Raw genomic sequence first — 17451 nt, 5'->3', positions numbered from 1 at the left:
ACGTGACCTGCCAGACTGCGCGAGTGCACCGGCGCCGGGGTGCATCCTCGGCACCAGGTGGTGTCACTCGGCAGTGTCACCGACCGGTGGAGACCGACGACGGCATCCCACTTCCGCCCCTGATCGCCACGATGCCGCCCGTCCGCGGTCGTCGTGGCCGGGGCTCTGGCGGACTGCAGGTCGAGCGCGGCGGTGAGGCCGTGCCCCGGGCACCGCTGCAGGATCGAGGCGGCTCAGCATCCAATGGTGGCACGGTCACTCAGCCCAGACCCAGACGGCGGGCGGCAGCGATGGCGTCTTTGCGGGAGTGCACTCCGAGCTTGCGATACAGCGACCGCAGTTGGGACTTGACGGTGTTGATGCTGACGAACTCGGCCGCCGCGATCGACGAGGCGGTGCCGCCGACGAGCACCGCATCGAGAACAGCACGTTCTCGCGGGGTCAGCCGCACGATCGGCTGGTAGACCGGAAAGACCACGAACTGCGCGGCGGCCTGGTGTGCGTCCAGTGGCAGGTCCATGCCGAGCGTGGCCAGCTCCTGCAACATCGGCGCGGGGAGCAAGGTGAACGGCCGCAGCATTCCCCGTTGCCGCGACAGGGCGATCGCACGGCCCAGATGCCGCTGCGCCTGACACCGGTCTCCACCGGCCGCCGCGGCCACGGCGCCGAGCACGGCCAGCTCCATCGACTCGCGAAAAGTGCCGGCCGGATCGGTTCGGTGGCGGTCGACGACCGCTTCCGCGCCCGCGGGATCGGCAGCGAGCAACCGGATCCGGGCACGCACCGGGGCGGTGAGCGGATGAGTTCTTCCCTCGACCAGCCGCTCCGCCTGCGCGACGTGTCCACAGGCCAGATGCAGGTCCGCGCGCACCGCCTCGAGGAGCGCGGCGGACAAACCCCCGTACAACTTCGGGTAGCGCCGGATCTGAGCGTCGATATCGCGCAGCCCGTCGGCCGGCATCCCGGCGAGCAGCGCGTGCTGTCCGTGCGTATAGAGCACGAATCCCCAGAACTCCTCGTTGTCGGCGGGGGTGCCGAGTTCGGTGAGGATGTCGAGCGCCTGCTCGGTGTCGAGCCGGTCGAGTGCCACCAAAGCCGCAGCAACGCAGCCGGCGGTGCGCACCAGCTTCTCGCTCTCCTGTGGCAGCGGGGGATGCCGACGCTCCTCGTCGAGCCACGCCTGCGCGTCGGTGCACGCGCCACGCAGCGCGTAGGTCAGGGCGAGTTTCCCGGCAGCGTCGCGCTCGACGAACGAGCCTGCTCCGGCACTGTGGGCCCGCCGGAACATCGTCGTCGCCTCGTCTGCGCGGTCGACGAGCAGATAGGTGATGCCGATATGGAGGTAGTAGAAGGCGTAGGCGTGCCGGACGTGATCGTCGAGGTCGTCGAACACCGGTACCGGTTCGGCGGCGACCGCATCGCAGACCGCGGCCGCCTCGGTGAACCGGCCGTCGATCCGCAACGTCATCGTGCGCATGACCGTCTCGGCAGGCGCGGGGGTGACACCGGCCGCGGTGTCGGGTTCGGCGGCGACGACGGGCACATCCCGGGGTGCAGCGAACTGCCGGTGCAGGCGGCGGATGGCCGCGATCGTCGGATGGGCGTCGGCGATCGCGGGCGGGATGCGTTCGACCAGCGCGGGACCGAGGGTGTCGAGGAACCCACCGGTGTACAGCGCCGTCCAGTGCTCGTCCACGATCTGCAGCGCCTGCTGCCAGTGCCGGCCCTCGACGGCCAGCGCCAGCGCCGCATGGGGGTCTCCGCCATCGAGCCGGTGCCGGATCAGCGCCGACTCGGCCGCCCGCAGCGCGTTCGGGCATTCCCGCTCGGCCAGACGCCGCAACGAAACCCGGACCGCCTCGGGGTACCGCCCCACCGCACGGTTCGGGTCCTCCGCCGGGTCGGGCCCGCCGCTGCAGTCGCTCTCGAGCAGGCCGGCGGCGGCCAGCGTGCTCATCAGGTCGGGAGCGTGGTCGGTCCACACCGCCAGCACCTCCATCGGTGCCGACGCCGCCGACGACACCAGAATTGCCTGCCGTGCCGGCACCAACGCGGGGTCGGCGAGCGCACCGAGCACGACGGAGTCGACCGCGCTGTCGATGAGCTCGCCGAGCCGGTCCGTCTCTGCATCGACCGGTGCGGGAGGGTCCGGTGCGGGAGGGTCCGGTGCGGGAGGGTGCTGAAGGCTCGCGCGCACGCCGTCGATCAACGCCGGCAACCCGTCGGTCCGGCGGTGGATCCACTGCACCGCCCGCATGGTCTGCGGCACCCCGGACACCCGTAGATGCACCGCGGTCTCGTCCTCGGTGAAGCCCAGCCCGGTCGACGACAGCATCATCCGGTCCCGGTGCCCGTCGACGAGCCGCGCCCACGAGCCCTTCGTCCGGGTGGTCACCACGACACGCAGTCGAGGACAACGATCGAGAAGTTCCCCGACACCCTGCTCGATCGCCTCGACACCCTCGACACCGTCGAGAACCAGGACCCTCGAGCGGTCCGCTACGGCGACGTACAACGCTTCGAACGAGCCGGACCCGTCCGAACCCCTACCCCCGCAGCACGCCGCCACCTCGGCCCAGTACTCGTCCGCAGTGGCCGAGGCTGCCGGGGCGTCGACGAACACCACGGCTGCGTCCGGGACAGGGCCGGTTGCCAGCCATGTGCGCACCAAGGTTGTCTTCCCCGCGAACCGTCCGCCGTGGAGCACCACCAACGACGCCCGGGTCGACAACACCGAAAACAGGCGCTCACGAAACAAGTAGACAGATTCCGGCACAGGTCGGGGACTCTCTTCTCACACCGCGTGTCCACGCGCCCCCGATGCGCACACCACACTCGGCTCACTGACAACATCGGAAACAGTAGCGATAGACCCGCAGACCGGACAAAACACCCCTGGTCCGAACAACGGCACTTTTCTCCACCGACCGACGGCTCGGTCGTGCCTACGAGTTCCATAGACCCCGCATCGTGTGCGGTGGACTGCAACGCCACCGATGCGGTGTGCCCGACCGCCGGCGGCACGATCGAACCGTCGTCGATCAGTCCGTAGCGGAACCGACCGCAGTATCGGTGCCAGGAAAGTCAGGCTCCGGGGAGTCGTCCGATCATGTACAGCCAGTGCAGGAAATCGGCGAACATCTACCGCCACGACTACAGCAGCCGGGCGCGCCCCTCGGTGCCCAGAGGGCTGGCCACCGCGGTGCCGTCCCCGAGGGTGACAAACCAGTGATGGCCCGGATCCCCGTGGCTGCTCGGATCACGGTCACGTGCTCCTCCGCACTCCGATCGAGGCGAGCGATACCACGCCCGCGTGATCCTGCACGGAACGACATGAGGTGGGCCGCTCCGAGGTGCGTGACGCCCGGCCTGAGGCCATCCCATCCGTCCTGCAGCAACTACCTTCTCCGTGTCTTCTTCGCCGCCGATACCCCGGCGACCAGCAGCACGAGCGAGGAGAGCGTCATCAGCCACAGTCCCCACCCGATCTGCACTCCGAGTCGCGGGCCGAAGAACTCGATGCCGACCGAGGCCACCTCGGAAAGATCGAGCACCGCGATGATCAGGCAGAGGGCTCCGATCAGCGGGCTGGCCCACCGGCGCCCGAACCCCGCTGTGCCCCCGCCTCGAACAACAGAGACCAGGGTGGCAGCTGCGAGTGCTCCCAGGACCAGGGTGACGGCGCCGTCACCTTCGATGCCGTGCGTGGACAACGCCAGAAAGCTCACCCACGGGCCGACGCTGCCGATCATCACGCCCACACTGGCAACCAGCGAGACGAGCACCGCCGGCAGGTAGGACAACCGCGTGCCCGCACCCGTAGGCCTCGCCGCCGGCTCCGGCGGGGGAAGCGGCGCCGCACCCCCACCCACCCCGGGGGTCGGTGTCGGTGGGCCCAGCGGGGGCGGCGCACCGGACCCGCGGTCACCGGCGGGGGGTCAGGTGAGCAGTTCTGTTGTGCCCGAACACAGTACGATCCCGGCGAGAATCACCAGGACCGCGGCGGTGGTGCGGGCGAACGCGTGGGCATGGGACCGCAGCCAGTGGTCGACGACCCTGGTGGTGGCGAACCAGGTGAGGGTACCGAACCACGCGGCCTCGGAGGCGATCAGCAACACCGCCACGGTGAGCTTGTCCGCTCCGGAGGCGTGCTGCGGTATCAGCGTGGCGAACACCGCCAGGAAGAACACCACCGCTTTCGGATTGGTGATGTTGGTGGCGACCCCGAGCGCAAAGGACGCCGACGGGGACCGCGGGGGTGCGTCCGGGTCGGTGTCGGTGAGGGGCCGCGCTCGCAGGGTCGCCACGGCCAGCGACAGCAGCAGCACGGCCCCGAGGAGTTGGACGACGGCGAGCACCTTCGGTGGTCCGATCGCCACCCCCAGCATCGCCACGGTGACCCAGACCGCGTCCGAGTGAACCGTCCGGAGGGGTGCGCCCGTCCTCTTCTTTTCGGCACCGATCGGTGGTGTATCTGTCGAGTCCCCGAACTACCTGGTCCGATTGGCCAACTTCAGTGGCACTTCACATATGCAGAACCTACCGATGTGAGACTCCCACCGGGATGTCAGTGCGCCGAACTGGGTTTTCCCCACTCGATGTCGGTAGGGTCCGGTTCGAGCCGAGAGGTGCTGAGCCTGGTACTTTGCGGGCGAGCAGGATCTTTGCTCACCGCGGGCCGACTAGCACGGCCGTGTCCACCTGGCGGAGGCCGTGCCGCTGCTACGGCAGTCAACGCATACCGCGGCATACCGCGTTCGAGCATCTGATCGAGGTGGTCGCGTCGATCACCGCGGCGACCGGGCTGCTGGCCGACCCGAATGTGCTCGATGCGTATCGGCGCCGGGTCCAGGCCGACGCCGACAGGGTTGGCGCCGCTGCGGGCGTCGAGATCGCCCGGTTGGACAAACAACTCGTCGCCTTCGGCGATTGGCCACACTGGATCGGCTCGACCAGTTCACCACTCCGGAGGAGATCGAGCGACAGCGGTGGGATCGGGTCGGGTGCCGGGACGAAGAGACCCCGGGACCGGATCCGTTGCGACCTGGTCACCACTGTTCTTCGGCGGCCATGAGTTGTCCGTAGGTGTACGCGGCGGACCTGCCTGTCGGCGCGTAGGTTGCGGTGGCGTAGCGGCCGTGCAGCTCGACCGAGGTGCCGGGGGTGCAGACGATGTCGCCGACGAAGCAGATCGAGTAGACCGGATCGTCCTCGTCGAAGCTGACCCGGGGTGCGGGTCCGGCGCGGCCCGAGTCGACCGGGGTGAAGGTGTTCGTCTTCGCGTCGTAGCGCAGAGCCTGGGTGCGGGCGCCGTACCCGACGAACCCGGGGTCGGCCAGCAGCAGTGCACCGGCGAGGCGGTCGGGGGCGATCGGGGTGTGCTCGTGCAGGATCGTCTGGGCGAGATCGCCGGCGATGTGGGCGCCCTGGCTGTATCCGATCAGCGCGAACCGTGATTCCGGGCACGCCCGCGCCCAGGTGTGGAGGGTGTGGTAGGTGCGGGCGTAGCCGGTGTCCTTCGACGCGGTGTACTTGCCGTCGGTGAAGTTGAGGCTGAGCACGGCGGGGTAGCTCACCGCTTCGGCGATGACCGGGTGGTCGCTGCCGGCGCGGGCGCCGGCGACGGCGTCGGCGACCGTCGCCCCGTACACCTCGCGCGCCTGCGTGGATCCCGGGTGGTGGGCGGCGCCTTCGGTGCTTCCCGGGATCCCGAGCACCATCACCGGGGTGCAGGCAGGGGTAGGGGCGGCGGTCGCGGTGACGGTGCCGAGTGCTGTCAGTGTCGCGGCCGCGATGGTGGTGGCCAGTAGTCGCGGTGCCGCGGTGCGCACGGTGCGGGTGGCGGGGCGGGTGGGGTCGGTCATGTCGGTGTCCTTGCCGTGTCGGGCGAGCAACTCGCCGGGGGTACCGGGATACTCAGGGACCGAGGCGTTCACGTGTGCGAAGCGAGCGCCCCGACGTCACCGACACGCCCATTTGGCGCGGTTCGTCGTCGAGGTGAAGCTGCACCGATCGTTGAGTGTGTGCCCGCCGCCGACCGTGGCCGGGTGCAGGCACCATCGCAGCAATGGTGGCGCATTCTCGAGACGCGGTCGCCCCAGACGTTCCGGAACGAAGCCGCTACTTTCCGGGCCGCTACGCGTGAACGAGTGCACCTGAGAGTTTCGAAAACTCGGAGCCCGACGCCGAGGACCTCGCGGCCACAGGGCGGGCCCCACCCCACGCGGTCCCGCCCGGCGCGTCGGCTGGTGGCCGGGTGCGTTCACCGCCCGCATTGTATGTCTGCCGTCCTCATCGCGGACGGTGTCTCGTGGGCGGCTCACCCGAGTCGATCACACGATGAGATACGGCAGACGTTCTTGCAGCACCCGGTTTCCCAGGATGATGCGGTCCTCCCTGAGGGTAGGCACGGTGTAGATGCGCACCTGGTCGTGGTGGTGATCGATGATGCCGGTGAGCCTGTCGCACAGCATGGTCAGATCACGGTGACGGGCCAGCTCGAGTTCGAACACACTCAGCTGCACTCGCGGTCCGGAGTCGGCGAGAAGTTCGGAGACACGTGCCCGGCGGCGGTCGGAGGCGATGTCGTACATCGCCAGAGCGAACGGCATAAAGATCACCTCCAGCATCGTGTGGGGGTCAACGCCAGGACACGTGCATATACGGTCCTTGCGTCTGCGGGCTGGTGACCAGGTTCGCGACGTGCCGGCTCTGGTGTTCGATGTACTCACGGTAGGTCATCTTCTGCCGCAGATACGGGTGGGTAACGACGGTGAGCAGCCGCCGTTCGAGTTCGGTGACCAAGGACCGCTTGGTGCCGGTGTCCATCCGGCATCCCTGCTCTTTCGTGGTGGTGAAGCCGGACAGCTGGACTGCGCCGGTCGCGATCAACCGCAGGACACAGGTGTCCACGATGAGGGCCCGGAACTCTTCCATCACGTCGAGGGCGAGGCTGGGGCGCCCCCGATACGGCCGGTGCAGGAAACCACGGTTCGGATCCAAACCGGCGAGTTGCACGGCGCGAGTGACCTCACCGAGCAGCACGGTGTAGGAGTAGGAGAGCATCGCGTTGACCGGGTCGGTCGGTGGCCGCCGTCGGCGACCGAGGAATCCGTACTCGTCCGGCACCAGCGTGCGCAGTCCCTGGAAGTACAAACGGGCGGCACTGCCCTCGACACCGAGAAGAGCCTGCACGGTCTCCGTCTCCCGACTCCGGGTGCGCAGATGCTGCAGGCGTGCGAGAACATCAGCCGGGACACGCCGTCGCCGGGCCGGTGTCCTGCGTAGCAGAGTGATGCTGTTGGCGATCTTGCCTTCGACGATGCCCCGCGCCACGGTCAACGCGAACTTCGCATCGCCCTGGGCGGTTCGCTGTGCGTACGCGGTGTCGTAGCGCGCGCCGGCCAGGGACAGGAACCCGGTCAGACCCGCATGACGGTCGATGATCGCCACCTCGACATCGTGTCGTGCCGCCAGCGTCAGGGCCGCGGTCGAGACCAGCGTGCGGTCGTGACACACGATCATGCGCGTGCGCGGCGCCGGATGGACGGTGCTCACGCCGTGCTGGGTGACGACGAACTTGGTTCCTCGCGCCCGCAACGCCGAGCCACGGCTGGTGATGTGCAGCGTGATCCGGGAAGGACAGGCGAGGCGATGCTCAGGATGCGGATCAGCGCCGGTGACGGTGCGTCCGAGAAACGGCACACCGCGATCGGCGTCGACAATCGACGTCTTTTTCTCGTGCACGCGCAGTCCCCTACTTGCCAGGCTTGTACGCACGAGTTCCAGCTGCGCACGTGCTTCCTCGCGGGTGTCGCAGGCCACGGCGATGTCGTCGACGTAGCGGATCGCCTCGACACCGTGCATCCACAGCTCCTGGTCGAGGCCATCGAGGTAGACGTTGAGCAGCACCGGTGACAACGGTGACCCCTGCGGAATCCCGACGACGCCCGCGCCGCCGTCGGGCGGGTCGATCCGCCGGCGGACCAACTCCACGAGGTCGGGGTCGTCGACGAAGTCGGCCAGTGCCCGGACGCACCCGCGGCGGGACACGCTGTCGAAGCACGCAGCGATGTCCGTACGGACGATCCACCGGCGCCCGGCGCTGATTCGCTGTTGGAGATCCTCGACGGCATCGGCGACACCGAGACCGGGGCGGAAGCCGTATGAGCTCGACTGCAGCCGAACGTCGACCGCCCTGGTGATCACCGCCGCCAAGGCGCGTTCGGTGACCCGATCCACGACGGTCGGGATGCCAAGTGCCCGGGTGCCGCCGGACTGCGTCGCGATCTCGATGTGCCGCATGGGCTGGGGCATCCAGGAACGATCCCGCAGGGAGGAACTGATTGCCGTCAGGTGCGCGAGCAGGTTGGTGGTGAAGGCCTGTATCTCGGCGTTGGGGGCGGGTTCCCATGCCAGGCGGGATTTCGTCGTCTGCCAGGCATCGAGGACGTTCTGCTGGGCTGCCGCCTCGTTGAGTGCCTTACCCATCGTGCCACCCCCATTCGCTCACCGTTGTTCGTAGAGTGGCTCAGGGACAAGAACCTTGAGTTCTTCCCAGGCAGGGATCTGGGGCAAGTCGACCCAGCTTCCCCACACCCGGATCGAGTATTGGGGGGGGCAGAACCGCGTGTCGCTGACACCGGACGCTGCGCTCCATCCGGAGAGCGACGCGATACGCGTACGAGGTGCGCGCATGCGTTTGTGCAGGTAGAGCGAAAGTGAGGTCACCCTGCATCCAAGGATGTGAGGCCGATTGGCAGGGTGCGTGTTTTCTTGCCGTGTCTATGCTGGTCAAGACCCCCTAATCCGCGTTAGGGTCGACACGCTCCATCCGGCCTACGGGCACAGAAACGACCACTCAGGGAACTGGATCAGCGCCGAGAAGACGTCGACACGCTCCATCCGGCCTACGGGCACAGAAACCCAATGGCGAGCCATTTTGCGCGCTTAGCCTTCGTCGACACGCTCCATCCGGCCTACGGGCACAGAAACGCGACCTGGTTCGCGAGATCGGTGATCTGCTGAAGTCGACACGCTCCATCCGGCCTACGGGCACAGAAACCGATCCTCCGCAGCGGAATGACCTTCGGGCCGGTCGACACGCTCCATCCGGCCTACGGGCACAGAAACGCTGTTACGAACTCTTCGACATCCCCATCTTCTAGGTCGACACGCTCCATCCGGCCTACGGGCACAGAAACGTGTAGTCTGCCGTCGGAGCCGGCGGCGGAGTGTCGACACGCTCCATCCGGCCTACGGGCACAGAAACACGATCGGGGCGGCCTGCGGAGCGAACTGCTGAACAGTCGACACGCTCCATCCGGCCTACGGGCACAGAAACATCGGCACCCACCGCATACCGGTCCACTCATCGTCGACATGAACCATCCGGCCTACGGGCACAGAAACCGGGCGATCTTCACGCTGGCTGGCGTGAAGTAGTCGACACGCTCCATCCGCCTACGGGGGTTCTATCTACGGGCCCAGGAGCGCGCACGAGCTGCTGCCGAGCGAATCTGCTCCGAAGTGCGCACCGGGTCGTCCGCTTGCAGTCGCAGAATCCGTGACCGCGGTTCCTTCCAGGGCACGAACCGATAGCGGTGTGTGTCTGCGGTACGGATGTCAGATATAGGTTGTGCGGTCGCGGACTGCTTCAAAGTCTTCTTCGTCGAGGAAGTGGCAGTACGGCAGCAGTCTTTTGTTGCGTTTTTCCTCGGGGAACCACAGTGCCCGGTTCCCTTTGGCCCAGGCAGCGATCTCGACGCGGGGGCCGGGTCGGTAGAAGGCAAATTCGAGTGCGGGAAGGATGTCGGTGTCCGAGGTGAATGCGATCAGCACGTCGGCCTGCTCTTCGATGGCAGCGCGAACGAGATCGATCGACAGTGCGACGTCGATACCCTTCTCTTGAGGTTTCTGCTCCGGATAGTGCCGGTAGTTCAGGGGGCGGCGGGTGACTACAACCCGTTCGTCGCGCTGCCAAGCCGCAGTTTGCGCATCGTTGGCAGCAGCGGTTTTCGGTGCGAGGTCTGGGCGGGGGCGGCCCCGGAAAACGCGGACCGAGGTGAGTTCGCCACCGAACTTGCGTTTGGCGACGATGCGCTCGGCGAGGGCCAGCGGATGCACGATCGAGTGTTCCTTACGGCCGTCGGGTCGGTATACCTTATGCGCGCCCAGGTGGACATTCTGATAGTCGAGGAATACGGCGATCCGGTCCGACACGGCATCTCCTACCTGCAAAAAGCCCCGCCAGTTCTTCAGTATCCCGAAGAACGGCGGGGAGCAATGCGCGAAACTATATCTCCCTCTGATTGCGAAGTCAATCCTACGCGTTGACTCATCCAAAATGCCCGCGTAGCCCTCTTCGTTGACTCACTCGAGAATGCCCGCGTGTGGCGTGTCGTTCGAGGGTGCGCTCGGAGTTGCGCTACCGCCGAAGGATGGGATTGACGACCTGAGTTCCGCAGCTCCGGTGTGGGAAGGTGACGCGGATTGGGGTCGTGACCTGCGGGAAGGCGCGTTTGCCCGGTGACACGGCGTGTCACTAGGACTGTCGGAGTGCGGTGTTCAGTCGGCGGTGGCGAGTTCGAGGATCCGCGGCGGGGGCATCACGCCGAGGGCGGTGAAGATGCCGCGTTGCGCCGGGGTGAGCGCGGTGCTCTGACGGTAGCTGCCGGCGGGGCCGGTGAAGTGACCGACGTGCAGACGCTGCAGCTCCCGCCGCACGGTGGTCCAGGTGTCGCCGGTGGTGGTCTCAACGATCCGGATCAGCAGCAGCGCCAGCCAGCACAACAGCACGTGCGCCCGGATCCGCTCCTCGAGCCGGTGGTGCACCGGCCGCAGGTCGAGGATCTGCTTCATGTCCCGCCAACCACGTTCGACCTCGAGCAGCTGCTTGTAGCCGAGGGTGACGTCCTCGGCGGACAGGTGCTGTTCGTTGGTGCGCAGCAGGTACTTGCCGTCCAGCTTGGCCTCGGCGGTGACCGCCTTCGCGTCGACCCGCAGCAACCCACCCGCGGTGACCCGCAGGTAGCGGTGCAGGCCCGGCTTGGTGGAGAGCACCCCGCGCAGCTCGGCCCGCTTGGTGGCGGTGAGCGTGTCCGAGCCGGCGATCGTCTCGCGGAGCCGGTCGAGCATCTCGGCGCGGATCGCGGCATCACGGTCGGCGGCCTCCGGGTTGTGCGCGATCACGAACCGCTCACCCTCACCGAGGCGCACCTCCTTCACCCGCAGGCCGTCGGCGACGTCCCGGTACCGGCCCTGCCGGGCGAGGGCCGCGGTGGCCTCGGCCGACCCGGACCGCAGCCGCTCGCCGAGGATGTAGCCGCCGCCGGCGCGCTGCAGGTACCGCCGGTTTTCCGCGGAGGCGAACCCGCGGTCGGCCACCCAGACGATGCGCGAGAGGTTCCAGTCCCGCATGTCGGCCTTGACCTGCCGGATCAACGCCGAATCCGCGGTGTTTCCCGGCCAGGACCACACCCGCACCGGGATCCCGGTGCGGGTGACGGCCATCCCGATCACCACCTGCGGCAGGTCGTCGCGGTGGTCCTTGGACTTCCCGTAGGCACGGAACCCGGCCTGCCGCACCGATCCCGCCGGCGGCTCGGGACTGCCGGCGCCGTCAGCGCCGGACTTTTCGCCCGTGCCGTCGCCCGAATCGTCGACGGGCCGTCCGTGCTCGTCGCGCCAGCACGGCGGGTCGGCCTCGTCGGTCTCGAAGTAGGTGGAGGTGGTGTCGAAGAACAGCAGGTCGACCTCGAGGTTCAACAGGTCCGCCACCGACCCGTACACGGTGCGTGCCAGCTGCTCCTCGACGCCGACGAGCCAGTCCATTGCCCGATAGCAGGCGTCGTCGCTCGTGACTGCCAGCCCGGGGATGTGTACGTCCTGGCCGATCCAGGACGACGCGGCCAGCTTCGACGACGGCGCCAACGCCCGGTTCGCGACCAGCGCGAACAGCACCCGCTCGGTGGTCGCGGCGTCCCGCCGGCCGCCGGCCAGCAGCGTCCGCATCGCGGCGCCGACGCCGAGCCGCGCCCACAGGCCGTCGAGCAGCCACGCCCCGCCCAGGGGGCGGGACTCGCAGAACGTCAGCCCCGCACCCGGCTCCACGGTCTCGGACGGGACCGGGGTGTCCAGCAACCGGGTCAGCGACGCGATCAGCCGCTCGATCCCGGCCCGGTCCACATCCTCGGCACGACCGAAGTTGTAGAGCACCTTCATCTTCGACGACTTGCTCGCCGGATCCCACTGGTTGTGGGCCAGCTGCAGGTACCGCACCGTGGTGCCGTCCTTGTTCCGCCGTGACGAGGTCCTCACGAACATGTCACCGGACACTACCAGAGAAAAGACTGCTCATGTAGGAGAAAAAGACAAATTCGTGTCACTAGGAATTTCCGGCTGTGTCAGCATCTCGCAGGCCGCTGACCTGCGCACTTACCTTCCGTCATGTCCTGGTAACCCGATTAGCTGCGGAACTCGGGGACGATGGTCGAGCGCAAAGCCGTGACCAAGACGATCGCGAACCGCTACATGCGGGCCGACAAGGCCGGTAAAGCGCGGATCCTGGACGAGTTGTGTGCCACCACCGGCTGGCATCGTGATCACGCCCGTAAGGCACTGCGGGGCGCGCTGCGGCCGCGAGTGGTGCGTCCGCGGACACCCCGACCACCGATCTACGGCCCGAAGGCCGTTGCTGCACTCGTCTTCTGCTGGGCAGTGTTGGGGATGCCGGCCGGCAAGCGGCTGGCTCCGGTCCTGGCCGAGCTGGTGCCGCGGCTACGCCACTTCGGGGAGTTGGACATCGACGACGAGACCGCCGCGTTGCTGGTGCGGATGTCCGCAGCCACCATCGACCGGCGCTTGGCTCCGGAACGGAAGAAACACCAATTGCGAGGTCGCAGCCACACCAAACCGGGGTCGCTGCTCAAGTCGCAAATCCCGATCCGCACCTGGGCGCAGTGGGACGATGCGAAACCAGGGTTCGTCGAGATCGACCTGGTCGGCCACGAGGGCGGCAACGCAGTCGGCGATCATGCCTACACCCTGACGGTCACCGACATCGCCACCGGATGGACCGAGAACCGCAGCGTGCGCAACAAGGCGCGTAGATGGGTGATCGCCGCCCTCGACGAGATCGCCGGCATCATGCCGTTCCCGATCCTCGGCGTGGACAGCGACACGGCAGTGAGTTCATCAATCATCACCTGCTCGCGTGGTGCGACAAACGCAAGATCACCTTCACCCGGTCCCGGCCGGGCAACTCCAACGACGGTTGCCATGTGGAGCAGAAGAACTGGGCGATCGTGCGTACCGTGGTCGGTTACCACCGCTACGACACCGAGGCAGAACTGCTGCTGCTCGACAAGATTTGGGTGTTGCAGTCGCAGCTGGCCAACTACTTCTGCCCGCAACAGAAACTGATCTCGAAGGTCCGTGAGGGCGCGAAGGTGATCAAGAAGTACGACACGGCGGCCACTCCGCATCGGCGTGCTGAACGACACGACGAACTCACCGAGGAAGACCTCGCCATCCTTGCCGACACCTACGCTCGCCTGAACCCCGCCGCCCTCCAGCGGGGGATCCAGGCGCTGACTACCGAGCTGTTGACGCTGACGACCAGCAAGGCGGGGCCCGCGCGAAGGGCACCCGTCACGCGGGCATCGGCACATGAGTCAACGAAGCAGTCCTCGCGGGCATCTTGACATGAGGCAATAGGTCCTAGTGGAGGGGCCCGCGGGTTCGGCGCGACACGCGCGGTGTGCTGGGTTCGCTCGCGGCGGATGCCGCCCTGCCCTCATGGGGGTTGTCGACCCTGAAGCGGCCGGGGTAGGGGCGCTACCGGTTTGGGTGGTGCGGGGAGGCGGTCACCGGGAACTGTGGTGTTAGCTCTCGGGTGTGCAACGTGTGCAGGTGGAATTCGACATCGCAGGGGGCGGCCGGTGCCCGCGATTGCGACCGGCTCAGTACGCCGAGATCGGTCGATGGCTGATCGGCGAACACGAAGGTACCCATAACGACCCGGTTAAACCGCGTGCCGTGCAGGTCGGCACGGCCCCCGGAACTGGGAGCCTGACGATGTCGGTGGTGTGGTTGACCGATCGGTACAGCTGGCCGAGGCACCCGCACCACCGTCGCGGACAGTGCTTCGAGGTGGCCAAGGGGCCGAAGCTCGAGTGCACCCCGGTCGGTGAAATCGTCGAGCACTCCCAGGTCGAGTGGATCCGGCGAGCACACTCCGGGCGGGTGATGCCGGCCGAGTCCTTGCGGGTACGCAGTGTGACGCCGTGGGCGTGGTCCGATCCGGCGGAGGTCGTTTTCGAACCGGGCCTGGTGACCGAGAGGTTGGCCCGGCGTTGGAACGACATGTTGTCGTGGACGCCGGTGTCCGGGGTGCGGCGTGACCCGGGCCGGTGGGCGGTGCCGGCGACGGTCAAGCAGGAGTTGCGCCGGTGCACGATCGCCACCTCGATCCGGCAAGTGCTGCCAAGCGGTGACGAGCAGGTCGCGTACAAGAACGGAGCGGCGCACACGCGCCCCACATCGACGGTGGATGTGGTGCTGCAATGCATGTCCGCGTCCGCAGCGGCCGTCGTGTGGTTCGAAGCACTGTGGCGGTTCGCGACCTGGTCCGGGGTCGGCGTCGACACCACGGGGGGACTCGGGCAGGTCGAGGTTCAGGCACTCGACCACCAGGCCTGACCACGTCGTGACGCTGACCGCGGCCGCGCCGGCCGATCACCGTCCCCCTCCGGGTGGGAAGTGCAGATGCAGCAGCGCAGAACAGCCCGCAAGCCCGGTGCGGGGGTCGAGGTACACCGGTCCGGGAACGAACAGGTCGGTGCGGTGCGGTGCGGCCGCCGCGACGAGTCGGCCGACGACGTACACAGTGCCGGGGCACGGTTCCGGGAGAGAGTCGACCGTGGTGCCGGTGTCGAGTTCGACGACGGGCATGGTGAGATCGGGCAGGCACCGCCGTCCGGGGCGGTCGGTGTCGGGAACGCGCGGTGGCCGGGGGCAGGCGGGCAGCACGAGCGGCGGCTGGGGGGTGGGGCGGTGCAGCACCACCGGGTGCGCGGTGAGGTTGATCAGCTGCATGGCGGATCCTTCCGGTCCGGTGGGCGGGTCAGTGCACGGTGATGCGTACGGTGCGGTTCTGCGCGGCCGGACCGGGCAGGAGGGTGCCGTCGGCGTCGAGATCGGTGACGAACTCGACGAAGGCGGTACCGACCCCGTAGGTGGTGATCCGATCCGGGGCGATCCCGGCCGCGATCAGACGCCCGGCGATGGTGCTGGCGCGGGCGCCGGACAGGGTCACCGGATCGGGGCCGTGCCCGGTCCCGCTTGCGCAGGTGCCGGTGAGGGTGACGGTGCGCTCGGGTTCTTCGGTGAGCCGCGCGATCAGCGGTGCCAGAATCTGATCGGCGGCGGCCGGGTCGACCAGGTCGGCGGTGTCGGGGCGGAACGCGACTGTGGTGGCGTCGAGCACGATCGGTCCGGTGTCGGCGGCGGTGACGCTGACCGGGTCGGGGACGGGCACCGGCGAGACCGGGGGAACGTCGCCGACGGCCGCGGTGGACGGGGTGTGGTCGACGACGGCGACGCACCGCGCCCCCGCTGCCTCGGCGAGGGCGCGGTAGAGCGCTTCGAGGTGTGCGACCTGGCTGTCGGTGAGCCGGTCCTGCGGTGCGGCGGTGGCGCCGAGGCCGGCGTAGAGCACCGCGGTGCCGCTCAAGTCGGGGAGTTGTCCGCTCGCGCGTAGGAACTGCACGACCTCGGCGGGGTCGGCGGCGAGGATCCCGGGTCGGGTGAAGTCGAGCGGTGCGACGGTCTGCAGACCCGAGTCGACCAGCACGACGGTGCCCTCGGGGCCGGCGGCGCGGGCCGCGTCCGCGGTGACCGCGAGCGCGGTGAGCACATCGGCTTCGGGGGCAGCGGCCCGCACTCCGGAGACGGCGCCGGTCACCGCGGTTACGGCCTCGGTGGCGGCCTCGGCGGCAGCGGCGGAGCTGTTCGGCAGGTCGACGGCGGGGAACTTGCGCACGGCTGCCGGGTCGCCGTCGACGGCGACAACGGTTACCGGGGCCGCGGCCTCGACGGCGCGGGCAAGCACCGCCCGCACGGTCCCGTCGATCCGGACAGCGGGGGTGTTCTGCCGCTGTCCCACGGCGAGCCCGACCGGGCCGGCGCCGACGTCACAGGGCAGCGGCGCGGCGGTCGGGGCGGGCGCGGAGCCGCAGCTGATCACCGTGAGGGCGGCAGCAACCCCGACGGCGAGGGCGGACACGGTCGTGCGACCGGCAGTGGTGGTGTGGTGGTTCATGGAGGTGGCCTTTCGGGTGAGGGGGTGCCGGTGCAGTCAGGGACAGACCTGTGTGGGCGGAGCGCCCGGTGCCCCACCGCTCCCTGGGAGTGGACCGGAGGGTGGGGCACCGGAGCGGTCACCGGCGGGTGGAAGGATCGTCGGCGAGGGCCGTGGTGGCTTCGGGGCGGCCTTGCCGGTACGACAAGTGGTGCCGGACGGTGGTTTTCGCGCGGTCGAAGCGGGCGTCGAGGACGTCGAGCAGGGCCGCAGCCTGCACGTCCCGGTCCTGCATGCTGTCCTGCCGGGCGGCGACGCGCCGCTCGGCGCCGGCATGCGCCGCGGCTGCGGCGGCGGCCCGGGCCGCGGCGGCGTGAGCCGCGCGTCGGGACAGGTGCAGGCTCAGCGCCTGGTGCCGGGGCGCGGCGGTGAACCCGATCCACACCGCCAGCGCGGCGAGCAGCGCCATGACCGAGATCGTGAACATCAGGTCCGGCCAGAACGTCTGCCCCCACGCCTGCTCGCGGGTGAGGTTCTGCTGCTCGATGCTCGGGGGATCGATGCTGGTGTCGAGCAGCGTGGTCACCGCCCTCGATCCGGCTTTGTCGGCCAACGACAGCGCGCGGCGGACGGCGACACCGAGCAGCGCCAGCACCGACACGGTCAGCAGCACGACCCCCAGCGCCCCGAACGCCGGGTTCAGACGGCGGGCGGTGCCGCTGCTGCTGCTGGCCAGGTACAGCTGGCGTGCCTCGGCGATCCGGTGCCCGACCGCGTGCCACAACGCCACGTACACCGCCAGGTACGCCAGCGCCGCGATCGCCAACGCCCGGTCCCCGGCACTCGGCATCACCAGCGCCAACGTCGATGTGACGAGGGGGTGTTCGAGCACGACGGCAGCGGCGACGATCACCCACCAACCGGCCTCGCGGGCGAGCAGCGCCCACAGCGGCAACGCCAGGGCCCGTACCTGCAGCTGGCGGGCGTGCTCACGCAGGGTGGAGCGGTGGACGTGCTCACCGTCGGCGCCCGAGACACCGGCAACGAGGTCGGTGGGATCGAATGTGGTCATCGGTTTTCCCTTCCGGAGCGGCGCGGCGGACCGATCCCCCGCGCGGGGACACCGCAACAGTCAGGGACACACCCAGGTC

At 68.6% G+C, this 17451-nt stretch carries 13 protein-coding genes, 1 pseudogene and 1 CRISPR repeat array; of the genes and pseudogenes, 3 read left to right on the top strand and 11 right to left on the bottom strand.

Annotated elements, in window-relative coordinates; all coding sequences use genetic code 11:
* Positions 1 to 259: 259 nt before the first annotated feature.
* From AIIKEEIJ_RS15375 to AIIKEEIJ_RS15365, 3 genes are all read right to left on the bottom strand, one after another.
* Positions 260 to 2668, bottom strand: a complete 2409-nt coding sequence (locus AIIKEEIJ_RS15375) for a helix-turn-helix transcriptional regulator (RefSeq protein WP_338020960.1) — start codon at positions 2666 to 2668, stop codon at positions 260 to 262.
* Between the two features lie 730 nt (positions 2669 to 3398).
* A complete protein-coding gene (locus AIIKEEIJ_RS15370; protein ID WP_161996016.1) occupies positions 3399 to 3803 on the bottom strand; it encodes a hypothetical protein in 405 nt (134 codons plus the stop codon).
* Positions 3804 to 3938: 135 nt separating this feature from the next.
* The gene (locus tag AIIKEEIJ_RS15365) at positions 3939 to 4463 is read right to left on the bottom strand and encodes a LysE family translocator (RefSeq protein WP_338020965.1); all 525 of its coding nucleotides are present in this window, start codon (positions 4461 to 4463) and stop codon (positions 3939 to 3941) included.
* A 230-nt stretch (positions 4464 to 4693) separates the two neighbouring features.
* Between AIIKEEIJ_RS15365 and AIIKEEIJ_RS15360 the strand changes: the two genes are divergently transcribed.
* A complete protein-coding gene (locus AIIKEEIJ_RS15360) occupies positions 4694 to 5074 on the top strand; it encodes a hypothetical protein (RefSeq protein WP_161996015.1) in 381 nt (126 codons plus the stop codon).
* On the opposite strand, the gene AIIKEEIJ_RS15355 is transcribed toward AIIKEEIJ_RS15360, so the two are convergent.
* The 5 genes from AIIKEEIJ_RS15355 to AIIKEEIJ_RS15335 all read right to left on the bottom strand — a co-directional run bounded on the left by AIIKEEIJ_RS15355 (position 5049) and on the right by AIIKEEIJ_RS15335 (position 12324).
* Positions 5049 to 5864, bottom strand: a complete 816-nt coding sequence (locus AIIKEEIJ_RS15355; protein ID WP_161996014.1) for a cutinase family protein — start codon at positions 5862 to 5864, stop codon at positions 5049 to 5051. The two genes, AIIKEEIJ_RS15360 and AIIKEEIJ_RS15355, sit on opposite strands and share 26 nt — an antisense overlap.
* A gap of 468 nt (positions 5865 to 6332) precedes the next feature.
* A complete protein-coding gene (cas2, locus tag AIIKEEIJ_RS15350) occupies positions 6333 to 6611 on the bottom strand; it encodes a CRISPR-associated endonuclease Cas2 (protein ID WP_161996013.1) in 279 nt (92 codons plus the stop codon).
* A gap of 28 nt (positions 6612 to 6639) precedes the next feature.
* Positions 6640 to 8490, bottom strand: a complete 1851-nt coding sequence (cas1, locus tag AIIKEEIJ_RS15345) for a CRISPR-associated endonuclease Cas1 (protein ID WP_161996012.1) — start codon at positions 8488 to 8490, stop codon at positions 6640 to 6642.
* A gap of 328 nt (positions 8491 to 8818) precedes the next feature.
* Positions 8819 to 9411: direct repeats of the CRISPR family, unit length 36 nt; unit sequence GTCGACACGCTCCATCCGGCCTACGGGCACAGAAAC.
* 213 nt (positions 9412 to 9624) lie between these two features.
* Positions 9625 to 10221: an NYN domain-containing protein gene (locus AIIKEEIJ_RS15340; RefSeq protein WP_161996011.1), complete on the bottom strand. Its 597-nt coding sequence runs from the start codon at positions 10219 to 10221 to the stop codon at positions 9625 to 9627.
* A 345-nt stretch (positions 10222 to 10566) separates the two neighbouring features.
* Positions 10567 to 12324: an IS1634 family transposase gene (locus tag AIIKEEIJ_RS15335; protein WP_202917086.1), complete on the bottom strand. Its 1758-nt coding sequence runs from the start codon at positions 12322 to 12324 to the stop codon at positions 10567 to 10569.
* Positions 12325 to 12486: 162 nt separating this feature from the next.
* On the opposite strand from AIIKEEIJ_RS15335, the pseudogene AIIKEEIJ_RS15330 reads away from it, so the two are divergent.
* Together AIIKEEIJ_RS15330 and AIIKEEIJ_RS15325 are read left to right on the top strand one after the other, a co-directional pair.
* Positions 12487 to 13703 (top strand): annotated as a pseudogene (locus tag AIIKEEIJ_RS15330) (integrase catalytic domain-containing protein).
* Between the two features lie 334 nt (positions 13704 to 14037).
* Positions 14038 to 14700, top strand: a complete 663-nt coding sequence (locus AIIKEEIJ_RS15325; RefSeq protein WP_161996009.1) for a CRISPR system precrRNA processing endoribonuclease RAMP protein Cas6 — start codon at positions 14038 to 14040, stop codon at positions 14698 to 14700.
* Between the two features lie 36 nt (positions 14701 to 14736).
* On the opposite strand, the gene AIIKEEIJ_RS15320 is transcribed toward AIIKEEIJ_RS15325, so the two are convergent.
* From AIIKEEIJ_RS15320 to AIIKEEIJ_RS15310, 3 genes are all read right to left on the bottom strand, one after another.
* The gene (locus AIIKEEIJ_RS15320) at positions 14737 to 15096 is read right to left on the bottom strand and encodes a hypothetical protein (RefSeq protein WP_161996008.1); all 360 of its coding nucleotides are present in this window, start codon (positions 15094 to 15096) and stop codon (positions 14737 to 14739) included.
* Positions 15097 to 15124: 28 nt separating this feature from the next.
* Positions 15125 to 16321 (bottom strand): OmpA family protein, encoded by a 1197-nt coding sequence (locus AIIKEEIJ_RS15315; protein ID WP_161996007.1) that lies wholly within the window; start codon positions 16319 to 16321, stop codon positions 15125 to 15127.
* A gap of 118 nt (positions 16322 to 16439) precedes the next feature.
* Positions 16440 to 17372 carry a hypothetical protein gene (locus AIIKEEIJ_RS15310; protein ID WP_161996006.1) on the bottom strand — a complete coding sequence of 311 codons (933 nt, stop codon included), beginning with the start codon at positions 17370 to 17372 and terminating at the stop codon, positions 16440 to 16442.
* Positions 17373 to 17451: the final 79 nt, after the last annotated feature.

Source organism: Rhodococcus sp. YH1, from assembly GCF_009939605.1.
Classification (GTDB): Bacteria; Actinomycetota; Actinomycetes; order Mycobacteriales; family Mycobacteriaceae; genus Rhodococcus; species Rhodococcus aetherivorans.
This window is presented reverse-complemented; position numbering and strand designations above follow the sequence as displayed.